Origin of the sequence: Bradyrhizobium sp. AUGA SZCCT0105, from assembly GCF_018129565.1 — a bacterium.
In the GTDB taxonomy this organism is placed as follows: domain Bacteria; phylum Pseudomonadota; class Alphaproteobacteria; order Rhizobiales; family Xanthobacteraceae; genus Bradyrhizobium.
In genome coordinates, this window is the sequence record NZ_JAFCMK010000001.1 from 596,713 (window position 1) to 619,816 (window position 23,104).

Here is a 23,104-nt window from a genome sequence, read left to right on the forward strand (position 1 = left end):
TGCCGCGCCTGTGATCGAGCCAACTATCGGTGAGTCCTCAGGGATTCCCAAGCCAAAAAAATTCGCTCCGCCTGTGGATTGGAGTTTCGCCCCGCTGTTCACAGGCGAACTATTTATTCGCGGTGGCGGATTGAAATTTCAGGACTCACGTAGCCCTACGGGCAAAGTACGGATCAGGCATGTCAGAGCCGTGATGGTCGGGCGACAAAATCGCGGGCAAGGTGCGGCCGACTCACTCCTCTTCATACCTTTGCTCTTCACACCCTTGCCGGGTTCCATGACAGACCAGAAGCCTCAAGCGCGGCCGCGCCTTGCGCCCGCCGGCCTGATGTTCCTCGCCATCACCTCGGTGGGCTGGGGGTTCAACTGGCCGTCCACCAAGTTCCTGCTCAGCGAGCTGCCGCCTCTGACCCTGCGCGGCATCACCGGCGTGATCGGCGCCGTGCTGCTGGCGGCGCTGGCGCTGCTCCGCGCCCAGAGCCTGCATGTCGAGGCAAGGCTGTGGCCGCGCCTCGTGCTGTATGCGGCGCTCAACGTCTCCGGCTGGATGGTGCTGATGGGGCTCGCGCTCTTGTGGCTGCCGGCGAGCGAGACCGCATTGATCGCCTACACCATGCCGGTCTGGGCCTCGCTGCTGGCCTGGCCGGTGCTCGGCGAGCGGCCGACGCTGTTGCGGACCATTGCGCTGGTGATGGCGTTCGCGGGGCTTGCCGCGATCATGGGCGGCAACGGGATTTCCGCGAGCAAGGACAAGCTGCCGGGAATCATCATGGCGCTCGGCGGCGCGTTCGGCTTTGCGCTCGGCACGGTGCTGGCGAAGAAATATCCGCTGGTGATGCCGCCGATCCCGGCCGCGGCCTGGCAGATCGGCCTCGGTTGCGTGCCGATCGCGATCATCGGCCTCATGATCGAGACCACGCATCTCGATCGCGTCACGACGGTCGGCTGGTGGCTCTTGGTCTATTCGACGCTGATCCAGTTCTGCGTCGCCTATGTCGCGTGGTTTGCCGCGCTTGCCCGCCTGCCGGCCTCGGTGGCGGCGATCGGCACCATGGCGGTACCGGTGATCGGCGTGATCGCCTCCGCCGTCGCACTGCACGAGCCGCTCGGGCCGACCCAGATCACAGCGCTGCTGTTCACGCTGGCCGGCGTCGCGTTGGCGACAAGGTAGCGCTGATCACTCGCCCAACGCCTGCTGCAGCATGCTGGCGAGCTGCGCCTTGCGATAGGGCTTTGCCAGCAGCAGCACGCCTTCGTCGAGGCGGCCGTGATGCACGATCGCGTTCTCGGTATAGCCCGAGGTGTAGAGCACCTTCATGCCGGGCCGCCGTTTTGCCACTTCGTCGGCGAGCTGCCGGCCGTTCATGCCGCCGGGCATGATGACGTCGGTGAACAAGAGGTCGAACTTCTCGCCCTTGTCGACCAGCGCCAGCGCGGCGCGGGCGTCGGGCACTGCAATGGTCTTGTAGCCGAGGGCGCCAAGCTGCGTGACCACGTAGTTGCGCACCAGCTGATCGTCTTCCACGACCAGGATGACTTCGCTGCCGCGCCGCGGCGGCTCCGGCGCTGCTACCTCCACCTCGGCCTGGCCGCGGGCAGGCGGCAGATAGAGCTTGATCGTGGTGCCGTGGCCTTCCTCGCTGTAGATCTTGATGTGGCCGCCGGACTGCTTGACGAAGCCGTACACCATGCTCATGCCGAGGCCGGAGCCCTTGCCGACCTCCTTGGTGGTGAAGAACGGCTCGAACACCTTGTCCTGCACGGCGTGCGACATGCCGGTGCCGGTGTCGCTGACCGCGAGCAGCACGTAACGGCCCGGCGTGATGTCGGGATTAACAGCCGCATAAGCGTCGTCGAGCACAATGTTGCTGGTCTCGAACAGCAGCTTGCCGCCGTTCGGCATCGCGTCGCGGGAGTTGATCGCCATGTTGAGCAGCGAGTTGGCAAGCTGCGACGGATCGATATGGACGCTGGCGACATCTGGCGCGAGCACCTGATCAATCTCGATCTGCTCGCCCAGCGTCGGCCGCAGCAGCTTGGCGATATCGACCACGGTGCCGTTGATGTCGACGGTGCGCGGCTCCAGCGGCTGGCGGCGGGCGAAGGCGAGCAGATGCTGGATCAGCTCGCGGCACCGCTCGGCGGCGCGGTCGATCAGCTCGGCGGTTTGCGCAAGCTTCGGCTGGCTGCGCAGGCTGTCGACCAGCGTCTCGGTGGTGCCGGTGATGACCGTCAGCATGTTGTTGAAGTCGTGCGCGACGCCGCCGGTCAGCTTGCCGATGGCGTCGAGCTTCTGCGCCTGCTGCAGCTTGTGCTCGGTTTCACGCGAGGCGGTGATGTCGTGATAGATCAGCGCCGCGCCGGTGATGGTGTTGTCGCCGTCGCGCAGCGGCCGGCCCGACACCACGAGGTGAATCTCCGACGCGCCGCGCACCGGCCGGGCGACGAATTCCAGCCCGTCGAACTCCTCGCCGCGCAGCGCCTTGGCCGAGGGCATGTCGTTGGCCAGCATCGGCGTGACGCCGTCGGCCTGGAACACGTTGCTCATGGCGCGCAGCTCGCGGACAGTCATGCCCGGCTTGTAGCGCAGCATCTTCTCGGCGGCCGGGTTCGAGAGCAGCACGGCGCCGCCGCCGTCGATCACCAGCACCGCCTCCGCCATGCTGCGGAACGTGGTTTCCATCACCGAGGTGGAACGGCGGAGCCCTTCGAGCGCGGCGCCGAGATCCTTGGTGCGTTCGGCCACCTTGCCCTCGAGCGACAGATTGGTCGCCTTGGTCGCGCTGAGCGCGCCCTGCAGTTCGCGGCTGGCGCGCCGGGCCGCCAGCGTCAGCGCGACCGCGAGCAGCAGGATCATCACCACGCCGGCAAGGTCGACCGCCAGCAACAGCCGGCCATTGGTCTTCGACTGTTCGGTGCGAATCCCGAGCAGGCGGCGCTCTTCGGTGACCAGGCGGTCGAGTGCCGCACCGACACTGTCCATCAGCGCGCGGCTCTCGCCCGCGGAGATCAGTGCCGCTGCGGCGGCCGTGTCGCCCGCCGTGCGCAACCTGATCAGTTCGGCACCGAGCGCAACGGCGCGCTCGACCTGTCCCTTGGTGCCCGCGATCAGCTGCGCCTCGTCCGGGGCCGACTTCACCGCAGCCATCAAATCGTCGAAGGCGGCGGTGAGGGCGGTGCTCTGCTCGCGAAACTCGTCGGCGAAGGAGGCATCGCCCGTCAGCGCGAACCCGCGCGCCGCGCTCTCGACGCCGCGCGGCAGCGAACGCGCATCCGAAATGCGCTTGAGGATGCCGAGTGCGTGATCGACCGAATCAATCTCGCTGCGCGACTTGACATCCAGCCCGATCGACGCCGCGCTGATGACGAGGAGGATCGCAAGGCCGCTGCCGAGGATGAGACGCTGGGAAGCCATCGACGATTAGTACGAGCAATTATTTGGAAAGACGAGCAGAAGGAGCGGACTTCGCAAGACATTCGTTAACGGCGGCAATCAGCGCCTGCGGGGTAAACGGCTTGCGCAGGCAGGCTGACGCGCCGAGCTCGATCGTCATCCGCAGGAAATCCGGCGCACGGTCGGCATTGGCGAAGGCATAGCCGGACATCGCGATCACGGGAATATGGGGCGCGCGCTCGTGGAAGACGCGGATCGCCTCGAAACCGCGCATATGCGGCATGAAGACGTCGACCAGCATGACGTCGAACGACGCCTTGTCCAGCGCGCGCATGCCCGCTTCACCGCCATCCGCGACGGTGACGTCGAAGCCCTGGCGCTGCAAACACACCTCGATGGCGACACACACCATCGGGTCGTCATCGACCACGAGAACGCTCGGCACGATGCATCCTCTTCCTGCGGCCTCGCGTGCCGTCGACTCGCTTGGCCCGTCTGCCGATTAAGGCGGAACCTGGACGGAAAGTCTGTATCATAGAATGCATATGCTGTTTGCTGACAAGCAGATTTCCAGCTAGCCCTGACACCATCACTTGTATTTGTCCGCCCACATTACGACGGGTCCATGACCGCAGTTCCAGTCGCCGGCCGCGCCCCGCTGTCACCGCTCGGTCTCGCATTCCTGGTGGTCGCATCGACCGGCTGGGGTCTCAATTTCCCGATCATGAAGTTCCTGCTCACGGAGTGGCCGCCGCTGTCGTCGCGCGGGCTCTGCGGCGTGGTCGGCGCGATCGCACTCGCTCTGGTGGCGGTCGCACGCGGACAGCCGTTGCGCGTCCCTGACGGCATGTGGTTGCGGCTTGCGCTGGTGTCGACGCTGTCGATCGGCGGCTGGGTCGCGTCGATGGGGCTGGCGCTGATCTGGCTGCGGGCCAGCGAGGCGGCCGTGCTCGGGATCTCGATTCCGGTGTGGGTCGCGCTGGTCGCCTGGCCGGTGCTCGGCGAGCGCGTGTCGCTGCCGCGTGCGCTCGCGCTTGGCGTGGCGCTCGTCGGGATCGCCGCACTGATCGGCGGTGGCGGTCTTGACGCAAGCCTCGGCAAGTTGCCGGGCATCCTGTTCGCGCTCGCCGGCGCGCTCTGCGTCGGGTTTGGCACGGTGCTGACCAAATTCTTCAAGCTCGCAATGCCGCCGCTGTCGCTCGCGGCCTGGCAGCTCGCGATCGGCTGCGTGCCGATCGCGATCGCCGGCGTCCTGATCGAGCAGCCGCAGCTTGCGGCGCTGTCGCAGTTCGGCTGGGCGTCGATGCTCTACATGACGCTGATCCAGTTCTGCCTTTGCTATGTCTGCTGGTTCGCGGCGCTGGAGCGGCTGCCGGCGGCGACCGCGTCGATCGGCACGCTGCTGGTGCCCGTCGTGGGTGTGCTGGCGGCGGCGGCCATGCTGCGCGAGCCGCTCAGCCCGAGCGACATCGCGGCGCTCGTTGTGACGTTCGCGGCCGTCGCGGTGGCGTTGCGGACATGAAAAAGGGCGGCGCTGCCGCCGCCCTTCCCTGGATTTTTGTTTTTACGCGTTTTCTTCACGCGAACCGGGGACCACTTCGCTTGAAAACGCTCTCGCCGGCATTGAGGCCGTTACGGGCAGGGGTGCCGCAGGCCGTCAAAGCCGAGATAGGTGCCCGAACCCGGGTCGTAGGACCTGTAGCGCTGCGCACAGTAGCTTGCGTCGCCGCCCGGGGCGACTTCCACGGCGACAGGCGCACTGTCGTCGTAATAGCCGTAGCTGTCGTCATAGTAGCCGTATCCGGGGCCATAACCGCTGTAATACGCGCCCGAGGCGAGCGCTCCGCCGACGACTGCGCCCGCAACCGCGCCCGGCCAAAAGCCGCCGCCGCCACGGTGATAACCGCCGTGCCAGCCGCCACCGCCGCCGCGCCAACCACCGCCGCCACCGCCGCCGGCCCACTGGCCGCCGCCACCACCGCCATGCCAGCCGCCGCCACCGCCCATCGCAGCACCACGGCCGCCGCCAAAGCCACCACCGCCGCCGCCGACATGGCCACCGCCACCGCCGCCGCCGCGCGCACCACCGCCGCCACCGCCCATTGCGCCCATCTGTGCGGCAGACTGGGCGAATGAGATGGTCGGCGCCACAGCCAACGGCAGCGCAAGCGCCAGCGCCGCGGCGGTGCTCAGAACCTTCATATTGATCATTTTGGACTCCATTAAATCGGACAATGTCTAACCATCTCTGCGGTCGGACGTTCCTGCGCTCGACATTGATTGTCCGTCATCTTTGCTTGAGCGGCGGCGCATGTATGGCGGGTGAACAAAACTCCTCGTGACCGCGTCATTTGGTCGCCAAAGGGCCCGCAACCGGGGCCCATCCCGGGAGTGTCGGGCTACCTTGGGGGCGGCTGGACATTTGGAGATTCAGGTGGCATCAGAGCCGGACTGCCTCGAACCGACCGGCCACGCATGAAACAATTCCTGCTGAAATTCTTCACCTGGTGGAACGGCCAGACCTTTGGCACGCAATTGTGGACCTCGCGCTACGGCGAATTGGTCGGCGAGGACGGGCAGGGCAATCGCTACTACCGGACCAAGGGCGGGGAGATCGATCCGACGCTGCATTTCGAGCGCCGCTGGGTGGTCTATAACGGCTATGCCGAAGCGTCCCGGATCCCGGCCGGCTGGCACGGCTGGCTGCATCACACGGTTGATGTGCCCCCGACCGAGGAGACGTACGCGCCGCGGGAATGGGAAAAGCCGCATCTGCCGAACATGACCGGCACCGCGCAGGCTTACCGTCCGTCCGGCTCGACGCTGGCGAGCGGCCGCCGCCCCAAGGCGACCGGCGACTATCACGCCTGGACGCCGGGAAGCTGAGCTTCACGCATTGTTGTTTCGGATGTGCGCGCGCGTAACACCGCGCGTGCGTCGCACACGCGCCTGTGGCAGCGCAAGCGCGCCTGTGGCAACGCAAGTGCGTGCCTGTGGACAACGGTAACAGCGGGGACAGGTGCGCCGCATCCGATGTTGTCGGCTTGCGCTATGCGCGCCTTCGCGGCTCAATGAAGCCATCTTACGGAGATGGGAAACCATCGCGTCGGATCGGGCTCCAGATCGCGACTGTCCCGATGAGCAGCGGCCTCCGAGTTGGATGCGGCCGGGAGATAGGCCCCCGGTGCAGACGTCCGGAAATCGCCCGCAAATGTGAGGCTGCCGTAAGACAGGAAGGGCCGCTCGGGAAACCGGGCGGCCTTTTTCTTTGTCTCACGATCTTCTTTGTCTCACGATCGGGTCAGGACAGCCGTGCCGCGGCGCGGCTCATCAATTCACCCCGGCGCGCGTGTGCCGGTCCCATCCGCTCCTTCATGAAGGCGAGGATCTCGGCCGGCGCGGTATCGGGCGAGCCGGCATTGAACGGCGGGGCCGGGTTGTATTCGAGCCTGAGCTGGATCGCTTCCGCGGTCTTGCGATCGACCAGCTCGGACACCAGCGTCAGCGCGAAATCGATGCCGGCGGTGACGCCGCCGCCCGTGAAACGGTTGCGGTCGACGCAGACGCGCGTCTTGGTCGGGATGGCGCCGAAGCCCGCCAGGAAATCGATCGCACTCCAATGCGTGGTGGCGCGATAGCCCTGCAGCAGACCGGCGGCGCCGAGCACCAGCGATCCCGTGCAGACCGACGTGACGTATTTCGCTCCCTCGGCCTGCTTGCGCAGGAAGTCGAGCATCTCCTCGTCGCCGACCATGTCGTCGGTGCCGAACCCGCCGGGCACGCAGATCACGTCGAGCTTCGGGCAGTCGGCAAAGGTCGTGGTCGGCGTCAGGACCATGACGGAGTCGGTCGGGACGGGTTCGATCCGTTTCCAGACCAGATGCACCTTGGCGCCGGGGACCGAGGAGAACACCTGCAGCGGGCCGGTCAGGTCGAGCTGGGTCACCTTCGGGAAGACGAGGAATCCAATCTGCAGGGGTTCGGACATCGGAGGTCTCCAAATAGCGCTTGACGGAACCACGATGCCATGGTGCCCTCCTGTCCAAAATGGCGTAATTCCCTCATTTTCGGACGTCGACGCCATCTCCGAGTATTCGGCATTGCGAGGATTTGGCAGATGATCGGCATCCTGATCTTTCCCGACTTCCAGCTGCTCGACGCAGCCGGCCCGATCGCGGCGTTCGAGATCGCGGCGCGCTTCGCCAACAACCCGCCTGATATCAAGACGATCGCGCTGAAGGCCGGGCCGGTGCGCTCTTCGTCCGGCGTCGAGATGCTGGCGCGCGGCTTCAAGCCGTCGGCGGCGATCACGACGCTGATCATCGCAGGCGGCAACGGCGTGCGCACACCGGCAACGTGTCCGGTCACGCTGTCATTCGTGCGGCGGATGGCGAGCCGCGGCATCCGCGTCGCCAGCGTCTGCTCGGGCGCCTATGTGCTGGCCGAGGCCGGCCTGCTCGACGGCCGCCGCGCCACCACGCATTGGCAGCGCACGCCGCATTTCGTGAAGACCTATCCGAAGGTCAAGCTCGAGCCGGACCAGATCTTCGTCCGCGACGGCAACATCTGGAGCTCGGCGGGCATCACCGCCGGCATCGATCTCGCACTCGCCATGATCACCGAAGACTACGGCGACGAGATCGCGCAGAGCACCGCGCGGCAGCTCGTGCTGTACCATCGGCGCAGCGGCGGGCAGTCGCAGTTTTCCTCGCTGCTGGAATTGAAGGCGCCGAACGGCCGGTTCGGGCCGCTGCTCGCCTGGGCGCGCGAGCATCTCGACGCGCCGCTGACGGTCGAGGACCTCGCCGACAAGGCCGGGATGAGCTCGCGGCATTTCACCCGCGCCTTCATCGCGGAGACCGGCACCACGCCGTCGAAAGCGGTCGAACGGTTGAGGATCGAAGTGGCGCGGCAGCGCGTGCAGTCGTCGGGCGAGGCGATCGAACGCGTCGCCGAGATCACCGGCTTCCGCGATCCGGAGCGGATGCGCCGCGCCTTCATCCGCGCCTTCGGCCAGCCGCCGCAATCGCTGCGCCGGGCGTCGCGCGCCGGGTAGGTCGTGGACGCGCGGAACTCCGGCGCGTTGTTGGAAAGAACGGTGATCATTCCAGCGGCGAAGCGAACGCGGCTGCCGATGAGCGACCGTCGCCAAGCTCGCCGGTGCTGCCGGCAGCGGCAATTTGAGTTTGGGACAAGCTCGTTGTCCGATCTCACACGATTCATTCGTCGTTGCACCGATGAACCCGCGCGAAGGTTCCTGTGACCCACGTTAGGTGGGGCGTTGCGGACCCGAGGAGGTTCCACATGACAAAGCATCGAACGATTACCGGGTTCGTGGCCGTCACCTTGCTGGCTGTCACTGCAACCGCTGCGACGATCAGGTCGCACCTGCCCCGGACCGAGAGCGTTGTCGTCTCTGACACGGACGCGCTCCCGGCCAAGGATTTCAGCGACCGCTGGTCCCCGATTTCAGCCTTGCCTCCGGCGACGGACATGGCTGAGCGCGCACCTGACGTGCGTTGAATAGGTCATTGGCGCAGGTCCGGCCCAGTCGCGGACACGCCGCGCGCAGAGTTCACCGCAGCACAAAGGCCCCGCCGAAGCGGGGCCGGATGTTGAACCACTTGATGTTGAACGACTTAATCCCGAACGACTTGGTCTCGAATAGAACTAACGGTTCCGCCGCGCCGGAATAGCGCAGGCCTTCACCTATGCACGCCCAAGAATCCACGGATGGCTGAGCACGAAACGTGCCCGAGCCGAAATATCAATTGCTCAATGTGTCGGTCGCGATCTTCTTCTTGAGAGCTTCACAGGTGTTCCTGACCTCCGTGGTCATCAACGAGACCGCTTCGATCTGCAGGAAGAAACGCTTGCCCTGATCGCGGTAACCCGCGGCAAACTCCTTGATCTCCGCTATCATGTCGTGGACGCCCGCCACCATGACTTCGCAGTTCTTGGCGGCCGCTTGCAGTTCCGATCCAAGGGCCTCGATTTCTTTCACCGCCGCTTCGTATTCACGCACGACCGCCTCGGCCGATAGCTTGCCCACCTCGTTGACGCCGTTGCGGTGCTCGACGTAGTCCGGCATCGGCGAGAGAGGCCGAATGTTGCTGCGTGGGCGATGCGTACTCACCGTGTCGATTTCCCCCTCGGTCGTTTCCAACGGGGCGCGGGCGAGGACTTCTGCACTGACACTCATGCGAACGCTCCATAAGTTGTTACGGCGAATGGAGTTTAGCAATGTCAACGGATTTGTCTCGCTTTTCCACAAGTTTGAAACAGTCCAATTGTGCATCGCAGCATGACGAATCCCAGCCGCAATCACTACGCCGGGCATGGCGCGCCGGGTATTGGCGTCGGGCGATCAGGTTCGTTTGCCGTCGGCGAAGCGTCACGGGTGCGCAGCCGCCTCTTTGCGCTGACGACGCGCGTGGGCCACTCCCCAACCGAGCCCAAACAGGGCGGCGGCGAGCGAGCCCCCGAGCACGCCCAGCTTTGCTGCATTGAGCAGGGCCTCGTCGGGGAAGGCGAGCATGGCGGTAAAGATAGACATGGTGAAACCGATTCCAGCCAACAGGCCGATGAGGCAGACGCCGCCCCACGTAATGCCTGGCGCCAGCCGACAGCGCCCCAACTTGACCGCAAGCCAGGTGGCACCGATCACGCCGACAGGCTTTCCCAAGGCAAGGGCAAGCCCCACGCCCAGCATCACGGACTGAGCTCCGGCAGTGAGGCCGGAAGCCGTCAGGCTGATGCCGGCGTTCGCCAACGCGAACAGGGGCATGATGCCGAAGGCGACCCAGCCATGCAGCGCCGTCTGCACGCGCACGACGGGCGGCAACATTTCGCGATGCGCGACGTGGAGCGCACGGCGCCGTGACCTGAGGCGATGGGTATCGTTCCAGGCCGCATCGCTGTCGCGCAACTCCGCGATCACGCGCGACACCATTTGCAGGGGCGGCTCCCGCAGCGGCATCGGCCGCACCGGAGTCATCAGGCCGAGCACGACGCCGGCGAGGGTCGGATGCGCTCCGCTCATCAGCAGCCCGGTCCAGACCAGCGCGCCCGGCGGAACGTAGGCGAGGGCGGAGCCGATGCCGATCCGCTGAAGCCCGACGACCATCAGAATGCCGAGCGCCGCCACGATAAACCCGCTCGGCTCCAGTCCGCCGGAGTAGATGAAGGCGATGATCAACACCGCGATGACGTCGTCGATGATGGCGAGCGCCAGCAGGAACACCCGTAGATTGACCGGGATCGATCGTCCCAGCAAGGCGAGCGCCCCCACGGCAAAGGCGATGTCCGTCGCCGTGGGCACGGCCCAGCCCTGGCCGCGCACGGGATCGGCATTCAGGCCAATGTAGATCAGTGCCGGGGCGATGACGCCGCCGGCCGCCGCGATCACGGGCAGCAGCGCCTGGTCGAACCTGCTGAGCGCGCCTTCATGTATTTCGCGCCGAATCTCCATGCCGACGACGAGGAAGAAAATCGTCATCAGCCCGTCGTTGATCCAGAAATGCAGCGAACGGCGGCTGACGAAGTCGCCAAACCCGATCAAGAGCTGCTGGTGCCAGAGAGCGTGATAGCTGTCGGCGAAAGCAGAGTTGGCCCAGATCATTGCAGCGGCTGCTGCAGCCAGCAGTACGCCGCCGCCGACAGCTTCGACGTGCAGGAAGCGCTGGAGCGTGGCGAACGCCCGCTCGGCAAGTCGTTGGGCTCGTGGCAGGTCCTGGGTGGGCAGTCGGTGATCCATCGGGCACGCGCACTCGGCGTGGTGGCCCGACCATCGCTTCACCTGTTACTGCGGCATGCAGTTAACACCCATGGCCGGTTTTGCACGGCGACAGGCATAGGGCAACCCTATTCGGGCGTCCTGCGACCGTTTGGCATATCGCTCGGAACCGTACTCGGAACGAAGTGCATTTCGGCGCTAGTCTAGAACCGCTCAGGCCTCAGCAGGGCGTAGATCAGGTAGGCCAGCAGGCCTGCGGCGACGACGGCGGCGAGTGAATAATCGAAGATCATCCACACTCTCCCTGAAACCATTGATAGGCATCCTGAGGGTCCCGCGCCGAGGGCTGGCGATCACAGCCAGCTCGCGAGCGGGCTGAGCTGGGTTGCTGCACCGAAGATCAGCAGAACCGCAATGCACGCCGGCAGAGAGTAGGGGGGCCGATTGTTTCCTTGCGACATGGCAGCACCAATTCAGGAGGGAGTTCCCATGCGCGTGAAAGCTACGCGCTGATTGCCTGGTGCAATATCAAGCCGATCGCATAGGAATGCGAGACGGACGCCAGACCGGCGTTATAAATGCGGAATAAGTGTCAGCGCTAGCCCTCGTCGGTTTCCAACAGCCCGAGCTTCGAGGCAAGCCAGCGCGTGGTGGAGGCCTGGATCAGGATCGTGGTGAGGATCGCGACGAAGGTGACGGAGGCGATCATCTCCGCGCCCGGCGCCTTCATTCCCAGCATCAGGCCGGCGAGCGCGGCGGGGATGACGCCGGTTTCTCGCGTCCAGCACATGAACAGCAGTTCCGCAAGACTCCAGCGTGCGCGGCGATCCGGCATCGCGCAAAGGAATACGGTGATGGGGCGGGCCACGAACATCAGCACCAACGTCACCGCAACGCCGCCGAGCCAGTATTGGTGCATCAGCACAAAATTCACCTGGGCGCCGAGCAGGATAAAGATGAACAGGCGCAGGATGAAGGCGGTGGTCAGGACGAACTCACTGAGCTTCTGGGATTCGCCCGGCTCCATCGCGAAGCCGAAGGTCTCCTTGTTGCCAAGCATGATGCCGAACACGAACACCGCCATGAAGCCTGAGGCATGCAGGCCCTCGGCCGCGAAGTAGGCGGCGATCACCGCGACCACGGTGACGACGGGGGCATATTCGGCAAGGAAGGCCCACTTCTCATGGGCGATGAAGATCGTTGCCAGATAGCCCAGTACGATGCCGGCGGTGATGCCGATGATGGAATGCTCGAGCAGTTCACGCAGCGAGGTCGCGACGGAGACGGTGCTGCCGGTCGCCACGCCGAGCAGGGTAAGGGTGATGATCGCGCCCATGGCATCGTTGAAGGCGGATTCGCTCATCACGGTCTGGGCGACGCGGTCGCGGATCGGGATCTGGCGGAAGATCGGCACCAGTGTCGCCGGATCGGTCGAGGCCAGTGTCGCCGCCAGCAGGAACGCCACGATCGGAGGAACGCCAAGAATGAATTGCGCGGCGAAACCCGTGATTGCCGCCGTGACGATCACGCCCAAGGTTGCGATCACCGCGATGGTGATCCAGACCTGCCTGAGCACGGTCAGTCGAAGCGTCGCTCCGCCGTCGAACAGGATGTAGCTTGCGCCGAACAGCAGGATGATCTGGTTCAGCGCGGAATCGGCTGCGATATTGACGAGTCCAAGGGCATGCGGGCCGATCAGGATGCCGACGATGAGGAATACCGCGACGTCGGGAATTCTGACCTTCTGAGCGAAGAGCGCCGCGACCGTGCCGATCGCCAGGATCAGGCCGCATGAGAGCAGCGTGTGCCTGGCGATCTCGATCGAGGACGACATGATCAGCCCAGCGTCTTCAGCCAGGCGCTGATCTCGGTCACCGCGACATTGGCCTGGTTGAGCAGCTTGCCCATGGTGAAGAAGCCATGGAACTGGCCGGGGAAATGCCGGTAGGTCACGGGTACGCCGGCGTCCTTGAGGAATTTCGCGTACTCGTCGCCTTCGTCGCGCAGCGGATCGGCGCCGGCGGTCAGCACATAGGCCGGCGGCAATCCGGCGAAGTCTTTCGCGCGCGCGGGCGAGGCGCGCCAGTCGCTGTTGTCGGCGTCGCCGAGATAATGGTCGCCGAACCAGCCGATCACCGAATGCGTCAGCAGGATGCTGGTCTCGGGCTCGCGATGCGAGGGATGCTTCCGCGAGAAATCGGTCGCGGGATAGACCAGCAGCTGGGCCGCGAGCTTCGGTCCGCCGTCGCGGGCGGTGAGGGCAACCACGGCTGCGAGGTTGCCGCCGGCGCTGTCGCCGCCGACGATCAGGTGCGTGGCGTCGATGCCGAGATCCCCGGCGTTGGCCGCAACCCATTTGGTCGCGGTGACGGCGTCGTCCACCGCGGCAGGGAAGCGGTGCTCGGGCGCCAGCCGGTAATCGACCGAGATCACGATCAACTCGCCCTCATGGGCAAGCTTCTGGCAAACCACCTCATGAGTATCGAGATCGCCGATCACCCAGCCGCCGCCGTGGAAGAACACCAGGCACGGCGCGAGCCCGTCCTTCTTGCGCAGTGTTTTCGGCGTGTAGATGCGAGCGGGGATCGCGCCGTGCGGCGCCGGGATCGCAAGCGCCTTGCTCGATTCAAGCGCGGGCGGCTCGGGATTGGAGACGATGCGGGCGGCCCGATAATATTCGCGCGCTTCCGGTGCGGTCAGCGATTCATAGGCAGGGCGGCCGGCCTCCTGGAAGGCCTTGTAGACGGCGGCGGCATCGGGATCGAGAACGACGGGCATAGGCAAACAAACCTTCTTGTGATGCTGAACTGAAGCGTCAGGCGGCGGTGCGGCCGCCGTCGACGGTGTAGGCGGAGCCGGAGACGTAGCTCGCCTCGTCGGAAGCGAGGAAAGCTACGATCGATGCGACCTCGCTCGCGAGGCCGAGCCGGCGTGCGGTCGACGATCTTCTCGACCGGTGGCGGCGCGTTGCCGCCGGAACGTCCTTGCAGGATGCTGCTCAGCATCCGGCTCTCGATCATGCCGGGGCAGACGCAATTGACCCGCACGCCGGTGCCGGTGCATTCCCAGGCCGCGCTCTTGGTCAGCCCGATCACCGCGTGCTTGCTGGCGCTGTAGACCGCGATCATCGGCGATCCCATCAGGCCGGCGATCGAGGCGGTGTTGATGATGCTGCCCTTGTTCTGCTTCAGCATCACCGGCAGCACATATTTCATGCCGAGGAAGACGCCGACGACATTGACGTCGAGCACCCGGCGAAAGCTCTCCAGCGAATACTCCGGGATCGGCCTGACGTCGCCCTCGATGCCGGCGTTGTTGTAGAAGGCGTCGATGGTGCCGAAGCGGTCGACGGCGGCGCGGACATAGTCCCTGACCTCGTCCTCATCGGTGACGTCGGCGGCGATCGCGAAGGCCTCGGCCGAGGCGGGGAGGTCCTTGATGGCGGCTTTGAGGTCGGCCTCCTTGCGGTCGACTGCGACAATCCGCGCCCCGCGTTCGGCGAGCAGTTGGAGCGTGGCGGTTCCGATGACGCCGGCAGCCCCGGTGACGACGGCAACCCGGCCGTCGAGCCTGATGCGATCGGGCATGTTTGGGTTTCCTCTGGCTGGTCCGGTTCGGTCCGGATTTTCTCAGGTTTTCACGCGGTGCCGCGCGCCTTCAGCGTGAGGACTATCACACGTGTTCCCAAGGGTGACCAGAGGGTGACCTGAGGGTGAGCCGTGCCTGGCCTGCGGGCCGGGGACGGGCCTCCTGGCGCCCTTTCCCCGCCGTATTCGGCGTGTTAACCGGTGGCCTGCGAGCGGCCGATATCAAGGTAGACTGTCGCGAGCCCGATTCGCCTTTTAAAGCCCGCGAGATGCTTCGAACCATTGCCCTGACTGGCTTTGCGGCCCTGGTCGCCGCCTCAACCATCTCGCTTGCGCCGCCCGCGCGCGCGCAGATCGGAACGATTTTCTCCGATCCCGCGCCGCGTCCGCCCGGGTCGATTCCGCGTGGCCAGGTGGCGCCTCCCGGCGACGACGACGAGGAAGTGCCGGAATTGCCGCGTGGCCGCCTGCTGCCGACGCAGCCGCGGGCGTTGCCGCCGGGCCAGGCGGTGCCGCCGCCCGGTAATGTGCAGTCCCAGCCTTTGGCACCGCCGCCAGGCAGCACGGTCGCTCCGCCCGGCGTTGCGGTGCAGCCGCCGCAGCCCGGCGGGCCCGCCGTTGCCAACACACCGCCCGGTGCCAATCCGCTGCCCGGCCTGCCGCCGGGCCAGCGTCAGCCCAAGGGGACGCCGCAGGGTGCGCCACAGGGCGCTCCACAAGGCACCCCGCCGCAGACGCCTGCCGCCTTGCAGCCGGGCGACGAGGTCGTGCAGGAGCCGCCGTCGACCAAGATCACCAACAAGAAGGCGAGCTTCTCCGGCCTCGACAAGATCACCGGACGCATCATCAATTTCGACGAGGATATCGGCGAGACCGTGCAGTTTGGCGCGCTGCGCGTGAAGACTGACGCCTGCTATACGCGGCCGTCGACGGAAGCCGCCAACACCGACGCCTTTGTCGAGGTCGACGAGATCACGCTGCAGGGCGAGGTGAAGCGGATCTTCTCGGGCTGGATGTTCGCAGCGAGCCCGGGCCTGCATGGCGTCGAGCATCCGATCTACGACATCTGGCTGACCGACTGCAAAGGGCCGGACCAGACCATCGTGACCGCCGCGCCCGATCCGCCGAAGGCGCCGACGCCGCCTCCGCCGCCGGCCCAGAAGCGCGCGCCGCCGAAGCAGGCCGCGCCACGTCCGCCGCCGCAACCGCTGCCGCAATACCAGCAGCAGCAGCCGCCACCTCCGCCGCCCCAGCAGCAGCGGCCGGGCGGTTTGTTCGGCGGCTTGTTCGGAAATTAGTCGGCGCTGCGTAGCCCGGATGGAGCGAAGCGAAATCCGGGTTTCTCTCCGCGGAGAGACTTGTCCCGGATTACGCTTCGCTCCATCCGGGCTACGTGCACGGTCAGATCAATTGCGCGCGGCGATGATCGCCAGCGCGTCGGCACCCTTGACCGGCTGCGTGGCGTCGAGCTTGCGGAATTCCGCCGGCGCGCCTGCGATCGCCTTGTCGAGCAGCGCGCGATAGCGGCGGCGCGAAATCTCCACCGCACCGAACGTCTTCAGATGCTCGGTCACATATTGCGTGTCGAGCAGTTCGAACCCGCCCGCGATCAGCCGCGCCACCAAGTGCACCAATGCTACCTTCGACGCGTCGCGCGTGGTGTGAAACATGCTTTCGCCGAAGAAGGCGCGGCCAAGGCTGACGCCATAGAGCCCGCCGACCAGATTGTCGTCCTGCCAGACCTCGACGCTGTGGCAATGGCCTGACGCGTGCAGCCCGACATAGAGGTCGCGGATGCGCTTGTTGATCCAGGTGTCGTCGCGGCCGGGCTGCGGTGCTGCGCAACCGGCGATCACGGCCTTGAACGCGGTATCGACCGTGACGGTGAACACATCCGAGCGCACGGTGCGCGCCAGGCGGGAGGCGACACGGAAGCTGTCGAATGGAATCACGCCGCGCAATTCGGGCTCGACCCAGAACAGGGTCGGATCGTCGGCGCTCTCCGCCATCGGGAAGATGCCGCAGGCATAGGCGCGCAGCAGCACCTCGGGCGTGATCTCGGAAGAGGCGGAGTCGCGTGACGTCATGCCGGCGAAGATAGCAAAGCGCGGGCAGACTTGCGATGGGGCCTGCCAGGGGTCGCGACGTGTTGACGAAACGCGCCGGTTCCTCCACAAGCCGCGCCATTCCGCCGCAGTTCCCCGAGACGGACTGCGCGGCCATGCTACATTGCCACGAAAAGATGGCGCCGCCGCCCGGGACATGGCGGCTTGCGCGCCGACAATCGACACAGGTGAGGGGGACGCTGCATGAAATCGTCATGGCGGACGTTTGCGCCGCTGCTGGTCTGGCTGGTGATCTATCTGGTCCCGGTGCCATCAGGGCTGAACGCCAATCAGTGGCACTATTTTGCGGTGTTCGCCGCTGTGATCACCGGGCTGATCCTCGAATCGATGCCGGTCGGCGCAGTCGGCCTGATCGGGCTTACGGTCGCCGGTGTCGGCGGCTATGTCGAGCCCGACCCGAACAAGTCGCTGCGCTGGATGCTCGCCGGCTTTTCCGAGAGCACAGTGTGGCTGATCGTCGGCGCTTTCGTGTTTTCGATCGGCTATCGCAAGAGCGGGCTCGGCCGCCGGCTGGCGCTGCTCCTGGTGCGTGGGCTCGGCCGCCGCACCATCGGGCTCGGCTATGCGGTGGCGTTCTCCGATCTGGTGCTGGCACCGGCGACGCCGTCCAACACCGCGCGCTCGGGCGGCACCATCTATCCGATCGTCAGCAACATCCCGCGCATCTACGGCTCTGAGCCCGGTCCGACCGCGGGCAAGATCGGCACCTTCGTGATGTGGACCGCGTTTGCGACCACGGCCGTCACGAGTTCGCTGTTTCTGACCGCGCTGGCGCCGAACGCCGCCGCGCTCTCGATCGCCAAGAAGCTCGTCAACATCGAGGTCGGCTGGTCGCAATGGTTCATCGGCTTTGCGCCGCTCGGTATCCTTTTGCTGCTGCTGGTGCCGCTGCTGAGCTACGTCATCTGCCGGCCCGAGATCAAGGAAAGCCCGGAGATCGTCATCTGGAGCGAGGGAGAACTCGCCAAGATGGGGCCGCCGTCGCGGCACGAATGGATCATGGCGGTGCTGGTGCTGCTCGCGATGTTCCTGTGGATCTGCGGCTCCAATCCCAATATCAGCGTGCCGCTGCTCGGCTCAAACTTCATCAACGCGACCACGGTGGTGTTCGTCGTGATCTCGCTGATGCTGCTCACAGGCGTGATCGCATTCGAAGACATCGTCGCGGAGAAGAGCGCGTGGGAGGTCTTCTTCTATTTCACCTCGCTGCTCACGCTGTCGTCGGGTCTCAACGAGATCGGCTTCATCAAATGGGTGGCCGAGGGCTATGCGAAGCCGCTCGCAGGCACCTCGCCGCTGGTCGGGATGATCCTGCTCGTCACATTCTTCTTCTGGATCCACTATTTCTTCTCGAGCATCACCTCGCATACCGCCGCGGTGCTGCCGGTGGTGCTCGCCGTCGGCTCCAGCATTCCCGGCCTGTCGGTGCAGACCCTGATGCTGCTGTGCGTCTATTCGCTCGGGCTGATGGGGGTGATCTCGCCCTACGCCACCGGGCCGGCGCCGATGTATTACGGCAGCGGCTATATCGGCAAAGGCGACTTCTGGAAGTTCGGGCTGATCTTCGGCGTAATCTACTTTGCCGGATTGTTGCTGATCGTGTTGCCCTGGCTACAGATGATCGGGTAAAATAGCCACAATCCAGCGAGAAACAGCGGCCGATCGGGAAGGAGGACTTTCCTTTCCGATTCTTAACGCGCTTTGTCTGACGGAAGCGTCCAAAATGCTTCCTAATGTGGCGCGCGCGGATTTCAGGGGACACATAGAGCCGCACCGGCTCATTCGTGTTTCTTCGTGGGCAAGTTATGGACCAGCATATCAAAGACCCGTCTATCGTGGCGCCCGAGCAAACCAGGCGGCCATCGCGCGGGCGAGGCTTTCTGACAGGGTGTGTTGTGCTGGCGGTGCTCGCCGGCATCGTCTGGTGGACGCGGCAGCAGGCCGCGCCGCCGCAGGCCGGCGGCGGCCGCAATGCCGGGCCGATGTCGATCGTGCCGGAGGCCGTCGGCAAGGGCGATATCGGCGTCAGCCTGAATGCGCTCGGCACCGTGACGTCGCTCGCGACCGTGACGATCAGAAGCCAGATCAGCGGCTACCTGATGAAGATCGATTTCAAGGAGGGCGATGAGGTCAAGAAGGGTGACCTGATCGCCGAGATCGATTCGCGTCCCTATGAGGCGACGCTGGCGCAGGCCAAGGGCACTCTGGCGCGCGACGAGGCGCAGCTGAAGGGTGCCCAGGTCGATCTCACTCGCTACCAGAATCTCGCCACGCAGAACGCCGTGCCGCATCAAACGCTCGATACCCAGGTCGCGCTGGTCGCGCAGTATCAGGGCACGGTCGAGGCCGACCGCGCGTCGGTGAAGTCGGCCGAGGTAAATCTGCAATATTGTCGCATCGTCTCGCCGATCAACGGGCGGGTCGGGTTGCGCCAGGTCGACCTCGGCAACTATGTGACGGCGGGCGACACCAACGGCCTTGTCGTGATCACGCAGCTCGAGCCGATCAGCGTGCTGTTCACGCTGCCGGAGGACAATCTGCAAGCGGTCGCGAAGCGGTTGAAGGAGGGCGCGGTGCTGCCGGCGGCGGCCTATGACCGCAGCGGCGCCAATAAGCTCGCCGAGGGATCGCTGCAGACCTTCGACAGCCAGATCGATGCGACCACCGGCACGATCAAGCTGCGCGCCCAGTTCGAGAACGACAAGCGCACGCTGTATCCGAACCAGTTCGTCAACATCCGCCTGCTGCTCGACACCCACAAGGATGCCACGACGATGTCGACCGCCGGCATCCAGCGCGGCGTCCCCGGCACCTTCGTCTATCTCGTCAACGCCGATAGCACGGTCTCGGTACGGCCGGTCAAGATCGGCGTCACCGACGGCGACCGCGTCGAGGTGCTCTCGGGGCTGACACCCGGCGATCGCATCGTGATCGACGGCGCCGACAAGCTGCGCGAGGGCGCCAAGGTGGTGGTGCGCTCCGCCGCCGATACCGCGAGCCCGGCCGGTGCAGCCAAGGGGACGGCGAGCGGCGCGGCGAATGGGGCCGCCAAGGGAGACGGCAAGGGAGACACCAAGGCAGATAGCAAGGGCAGCGCCGATCCCGACAAGGCGGGAGGCGACAACCACAAGGGTGCCGCGGACGGGCAGACGAAATGAACCCGTCGCGGCCATTCATCCTGCGGCCGGTGGCGACGACCCTGATGATGATCGCCATCATGCTGTCGGGCATGCTGGCGTTCAGATTCCTCCCCGTCGCGGCGCTGCCGGAAGTCGATTATCCGACCATCCAGGTGCAGACCTTCTATCCGGGCGCCAGCCCCGACGTGATGACGTCGTCGGTGACGGCGCCGCTCGAGGTGCAGTTCGGCCAGATGCCGAATCTGAACCAGATGAGTTCGGTGAGTTCGGCCGGCTCGTCCGTGATCACGCTGCAGTTCGGCCTGTCGATCTCGCTCGACGTCGCTGAGCAGGAGGTGCAGGCCGCAATCAACGCCGCGGGCAATCTGTTGCCGTCGGACCTGCCGGCGCCGCCGATCTACGCCAAGGTCAATCCGGCTGACGCGCCGATCCTGACCCTCGGCCTGACCTCGAAGACAATGCCGCTGACGCAGGTGCAGGATTTCGTTGACACGCGGCTGGCGCAGAAGATCTCGCAGCTGCCCGGCGTTGGCCTCGTCAGCATCAGCGGCGGCCAGCGGCCCGCGGTGCGCATCCAGGCCGACATCCGCAAGCTCGCGGCCTATGGTCTCAACATCGACGATCTCCGCACCACGCTCGGCAACGCCAACGTCAACACGCCGAAGGGCAATTTCGACGGCGCGATGCGCGCCTACACCATCAATGCCAACGACCAGATCCGCAATGCCAGCGACTACCGCTCGCTGATCATCGCCTACAAGAACGGCTCGCCGGTTCGCCTCAGCGACGTCGGCAACGTCGTCGACGGCGCGCAGAACGACAAGCTCGGCGCCTGGATGAACGAAACCCAGGCGATCATCCTCAACATCCAGCGCCAGCCCGGCGCCAACGTGATCTCGGTGGTTCAGGGCATCAAGGACCTGCTGCCGCAGCTGCAGGCGACCCTGCCGGCCGCGATCGATCTCAACATCCTGACCGACCGGACCGTGACGATCCGGGCCTCGGTCCGCGACGTCGAATACGAGCTGGCGCTCGCGGTGATCCTGGTCGTGCTGGTGATCTTCGTGTTCCTGCGCTCGACCCGCGCCACGCTGATCCCGAGCCTGTCGGTGCCGCTCTCGCTGGTCGGCACGCTGGGGGCGATGTATCTGTTCGGCTTCAGCCTGAACAATCTGTCACTGATGGCGCTGACGATCGCGACCGGCTTCGTGGTCGACGACGCCATCGTCGTGATCGAGAACATCTCGCGCTACATCGAGGAGGGCCTGAGCCCGCTCGAGGCGGCGCTGCGCGGCTCCGAGCAGATCGGCTTCACCATCATCTCGCTGACGGTGTCGCTGATCGCGGTGCTGATCCCGCTGCTGTTCATGGGCGACGTCGTCGGCCGCCTGTTCCGCGAATTCGCCATCACGCTGTCGGTCACGATCCTGATCTCCGCCGTGGTGTCGCTGACATTGGTGCCGATGGCCTGCGCGAAACTCCTGAAGCCGGAGAGCATGACGCGCGAGAACACCTTCCAGCGGCTCAGCCGCGAAGGCTTCGACCATGTCATCGCGATCTACGCCCGGATGCTCAACTGGGTGCTCGATCGCCAGACGTTCGTGCTGCTGATCGCGCTCGCCACCTTTGGTCTCACGGCGCTGCTCTACGTGGTCATTCCGAAAGGCTTCTTTCCGGTGCAGGACACCGGCGTGATCCAGGCGATCTCGGAGGCGCCGCAATCGGTCTCCTATGCGGCGATGGCCGAGCGGCAGCAGCGGCTCGCCAGCGCGATCCTCAGGGATCCCGACGTCGAGAGCCTGTCGTCGTTCATCGGGGTCGACGGCACCAACACCACGCTCAACAGCGGCCGCATCCTGATCAATTTGAAGCCGCATGAGCAGCGCAAGGCCGGCGTGGCGACGATCATGAACCGGATCAAGGCCAGTACGGCTGATCTGACCGGCATCACGCTCTACATGCAGCCGGTCCAGGACCTCACCATCGAAGGCACGGTGAGCCGGACGCAGTATCAGTTCATCCTGCAGGACGCCGATCCGAACGAGCTTGCGGAATGGACGCCGAAACTGGTCGACAAGCTCAGGGAATTGCCCGAGCTCAGCGACGTCACAAGCGACATCTCCGCGCAGGGGCTTTCGGTGTTCGTCGACATCGACCGCGACCAGGCCGCGCGCTTCGGCATCACGCCGGCGACGATCGACAATGCGCTGTACGATTCCTACGGCCAGCGCATCGTCTCCACCGTCTTCACCAATTCGAACCAATACCGCGTCATCCTCGAGGCCGATCCGTCGCTGCAGAACTCGCTGGACTCGCTGTCGTCGATTTATCTGCCGTCATCGGTGGGCTCGACGCCGGTGCCGCTGTCCGTCATGGCCAGGATGCGGGTCGAGACCGCGCCGCTGCAGGTCTCGCATCTCGGCCAGTTTCCGTCGGCAACGGTCTCGTTCAACCTGGCGCCGGGCGCCTCGCTCGGCGGCGCGGTGACCGCGATCAAGCAGGCGCAGGCCGAGATCAACCAGCCGCTCGGCATGATCACGAGCTTCCAGGGCGCGGCGCTGGCGTTCCAGTCCTCGCTGTCCAACCAGCTGTTCCTGATCCTCGCCGCGATCATCACGGTCTACATCGTGCTGGGCGTGCTCTATGAGAGCTTCATTCATCCGCTGACCATCCTGTCGACGCTGCCGTCGGCCGGGATCGGCGCGTTGCTGGCGCTGATGATGGCCGGCCAGGACCTCACCATCATCGCGATCATCGGCATCATCCTCCTGATCGGCATCGTGAAGAAGAATGCGATCATGATGATCGACTTTGCGCTCGACGCCGAGCGCAACGAGGGCAAGCCGCCGCGGGAGGCGATCTACCAGGCCTGCCTGTTGCGGTTCCGGCCGATCATCATGACGACGATGGCCGCCGTGCTCGGCGCGCTGCCGCTGATGATCGGCAGCGGTGCCGGCTCCGAGCTCCGGCATCCGCTCGGCATCTCGATCGTCGGCGGCCTGCTGGTGAGCCAGATGCTGACCCTGTTCACGACGCCGGTGATCTATCTCTGGTTCGATCGCCTGGCGCTGCGGTTTGCCGGGCGGGCGGACGAGGTCGGCGAGGCGAGCGGGTCGCGTTGA

General features: G+C 65.5%; 19 protein-coding genes and 2 pseudogenes. 9 read left to right on the forward strand and 12 right to left on the reverse strand.

What is annotated here, in order from left to right; all coding sequences use genetic code 11:
• The first annotated feature begins 277 nt into the window (after positions 1-277).
• Positions 278-1,171, forward strand: coding sequence for a DMT family transporter (locus JQ573_RS02815; protein WP_212317581.1), 894 nt, complete (start codon positions 278-280; stop codon positions 1,169-1,171).
• Between the two features lie 6 nt (positions 1,172-1,177).
• Here JQ573_RS02815 and JQ573_RS02820 read toward each other — a convergent pair whose 3' ends face one another.
• Both JQ573_RS02820 and JQ573_RS02825 read right to left on the reverse strand, forming a co-directional pair.
• Positions 1,178-3,415, reverse strand: a complete 2,238-nt coding sequence (locus JQ573_RS02820; RefSeq protein WP_212317580.1) for a CHASE3 domain-containing protein — start codon at positions 3,413-3,415, stop codon at positions 1,178-1,180.
• A 19-nt stretch (positions 3,416-3,434) separates the two neighbouring features.
• Positions 3,435-3,839 (reverse strand): response regulator, encoded by a 405-nt coding sequence (locus JQ573_RS02825; protein WP_092113679.1) that lies wholly within the window; start codon positions 3,837-3,839, stop codon positions 3,435-3,437.
• A 180-nt stretch (positions 3,840-4,019) separates the two neighbouring features.
• Between JQ573_RS02825 and JQ573_RS02830 the strand changes: the two genes are divergently transcribed.
• Positions 4,020-4,916 carry a DMT family transporter gene (locus JQ573_RS02830; RefSeq protein WP_212317579.1) on the forward strand — a complete coding sequence of 299 codons (897 nt, stop codon included), beginning with the start codon at positions 4,020-4,022 and terminating at the stop codon, positions 4,914-4,916.
• Between the two features lie 110 nt (positions 4,917-5,026).
• On the opposite strand, the gene JQ573_RS02835 is transcribed toward JQ573_RS02830, so the two are convergent.
• Positions 5,027-5,605 (reverse strand): BA14K family protein, encoded by a 579-nt coding sequence (locus JQ573_RS02835; protein WP_212317578.1) that lies wholly within the window; start codon positions 5,603-5,605, stop codon positions 5,027-5,029.
• A 264-nt stretch (positions 5,606-5,869) separates the two neighbouring features.
• On the opposite strand from JQ573_RS02835, the gene JQ573_RS02840 reads away from it, so the two are divergent.
• Complete coding sequence (locus JQ573_RS02840; RefSeq protein WP_212317577.1) at positions 5,870-6,280, forward strand: NADH:ubiquinone oxidoreductase subunit NDUFA12; 411 nt, start codon at positions 5,870-5,872, stop codon at positions 6,278-6,280.
• A gap of 415 nt (positions 6,281-6,695) precedes the next feature.
• On the opposite strand, the gene JQ573_RS02845 is transcribed toward JQ573_RS02840, so the two are convergent.
• Positions 6,696-7,382, reverse strand: a complete 687-nt coding sequence (locus tag JQ573_RS02845) for a DJ-1/PfpI family protein (protein ID WP_212317576.1) — start codon at positions 7,380-7,382, stop codon at positions 6,696-6,698.
• A 129-nt stretch (positions 7,383-7,511) separates the two neighbouring features.
• Here JQ573_RS02845 and JQ573_RS02850 point away from each other — a divergent pair, with 129 nt between their 5' ends.
• On the forward strand, positions 7,512-8,450 hold the full coding sequence (locus JQ573_RS02850) for a GlxA family transcriptional regulator (protein ID WP_212317575.1): 939 nt from the start codon (positions 7,512-7,514) through the stop codon (positions 8,448-8,450).
• Between the two features lie 248 nt (positions 8,451-8,698).
• Complete coding sequence (locus JQ573_RS02855) at positions 8,699-8,917, forward strand: hypothetical protein (RefSeq protein ID WP_212317574.1); 219 nt, start codon at positions 8,699-8,701, stop codon at positions 8,915-8,917.
• Positions 8,918-9,161: 244 nt separating this feature from the next.
• Here the strand turns inward: JQ573_RS02855 and JQ573_RS02860 are convergent, their stop codons facing one another.
• The 7 genes and pseudogenes from JQ573_RS02860 to JQ573_RS40570 form a co-directional block, all read right to left on the reverse strand.
• The gene (locus tag JQ573_RS02860; RefSeq protein ID WP_212317572.1) at positions 9,162-9,596 is read right to left on the reverse strand and encodes a hypothetical protein; all 435 of its coding nucleotides are present in this window, start codon (positions 9,594-9,596) and stop codon (positions 9,162-9,164) included.
• Between the two features lie 192 nt (positions 9,597-9,788).
• Entirely contained in the window at positions 9,789-11,150 is a 1,362-nt protein-coding gene (gene nhaA / locus JQ573_RS02865; protein WP_212317570.1) for a Na+/H+ antiporter NhaA, read from the reverse strand.
• Positions 11,151-11,332: 182 nt separating this feature from the next.
• Positions 11,333-11,422, reverse strand: coding sequence for a K(+)-transporting ATPase subunit F (locus JQ573_RS02870; RefSeq protein ID WP_212317569.1), 90 nt, complete (start codon positions 11,420-11,422; stop codon positions 11,333-11,335).
• Positions 11,423-11,727: 305 nt separating this feature from the next.
• Entirely contained in the window at positions 11,728-12,963 is a 1,236-nt protein-coding gene (locus JQ573_RS02875; RefSeq protein WP_212317568.1) for a sodium:proton antiporter, read from the reverse strand.
• Between the two features lie 2 nt (positions 12,964-12,965).
• Entirely contained in the window at positions 12,966-13,907 is a 942-nt protein-coding gene (locus JQ573_RS02880; RefSeq protein ID WP_212317567.1) for an alpha/beta hydrolase, read from the reverse strand.
• Between the two features lie 37 nt (positions 13,908-13,944).
• Positions 13,945-14,031 (reverse strand): annotated as a pseudogene (locus tag JQ573_RS40565) (SDR family NAD(P)-dependent oxidoreductase); the annotation flags it as partial.
• A 142-nt stretch (positions 14,032-14,173) separates the two neighbouring features.
• A pseudogene (locus JQ573_RS40570) lies at positions 14,174-14,716 on the reverse strand (SDR family NAD(P)-dependent oxidoreductase); the annotation flags it as partial.
• Positions 14,717-14,985: 269 nt separating this feature from the next.
• Here JQ573_RS40570 and JQ573_RS02890 point away from each other — a divergent pair.
• On the forward strand, positions 14,986-16,014 hold the full coding sequence (locus JQ573_RS02890; protein ID WP_212317566.1) for a DUF2155 domain-containing protein: 1,029 nt from the start codon (positions 14,986-14,988) through the stop codon (positions 16,012-16,014).
• A 108-nt stretch (positions 16,015-16,122) separates the two neighbouring features.
• Here JQ573_RS02890 and aat read toward each other — a convergent pair whose 3' ends face one another.
• Positions 16,123-16,803, reverse strand: coding sequence for a leucyl/phenylalanyl-tRNA--protein transferase (aat, locus tag JQ573_RS02895; RefSeq protein WP_212317565.1), 681 nt, complete (start codon positions 16,801-16,803; stop codon positions 16,123-16,125).
• 222 nt (positions 16,804-17,025) lie between these two features.
• Here aat and JQ573_RS02900 point away from each other — a divergent pair, with 222 nt between their 5' ends.
• The 3 genes from JQ573_RS02900 (at position 17,026) to JQ573_RS02910 (ending at position 23,104) form a co-directional block, all read left to right on the forward strand.
• Positions 17,026-18,471, forward strand: a complete 1,446-nt coding sequence (locus JQ573_RS02900; protein WP_212317564.1) for a DASS family sodium-coupled anion symporter — start codon at positions 17,026-17,028, stop codon at positions 18,469-18,471.
• 176 nt (positions 18,472-18,647) lie between these two features.
• Complete coding sequence (locus tag JQ573_RS02905) at positions 18,648-20,000, forward strand: MdtA/MuxA family multidrug efflux RND transporter periplasmic adaptor subunit (protein ID WP_212317562.1); 1,353 nt, start codon at positions 18,648-18,650, stop codon at positions 19,998-20,000.
• Positions 19,997-23,104: an MdtB/MuxB family multidrug efflux RND transporter permease subunit gene (locus tag JQ573_RS02910; protein WP_212317561.1), complete on the forward strand. Its 3,108-nt coding sequence runs from the start codon at positions 19,997-19,999 to the stop codon at positions 23,102-23,104. The genes JQ573_RS02905 and JQ573_RS02910 overlap by 4 nt, the downstream gene beginning before the upstream one ends.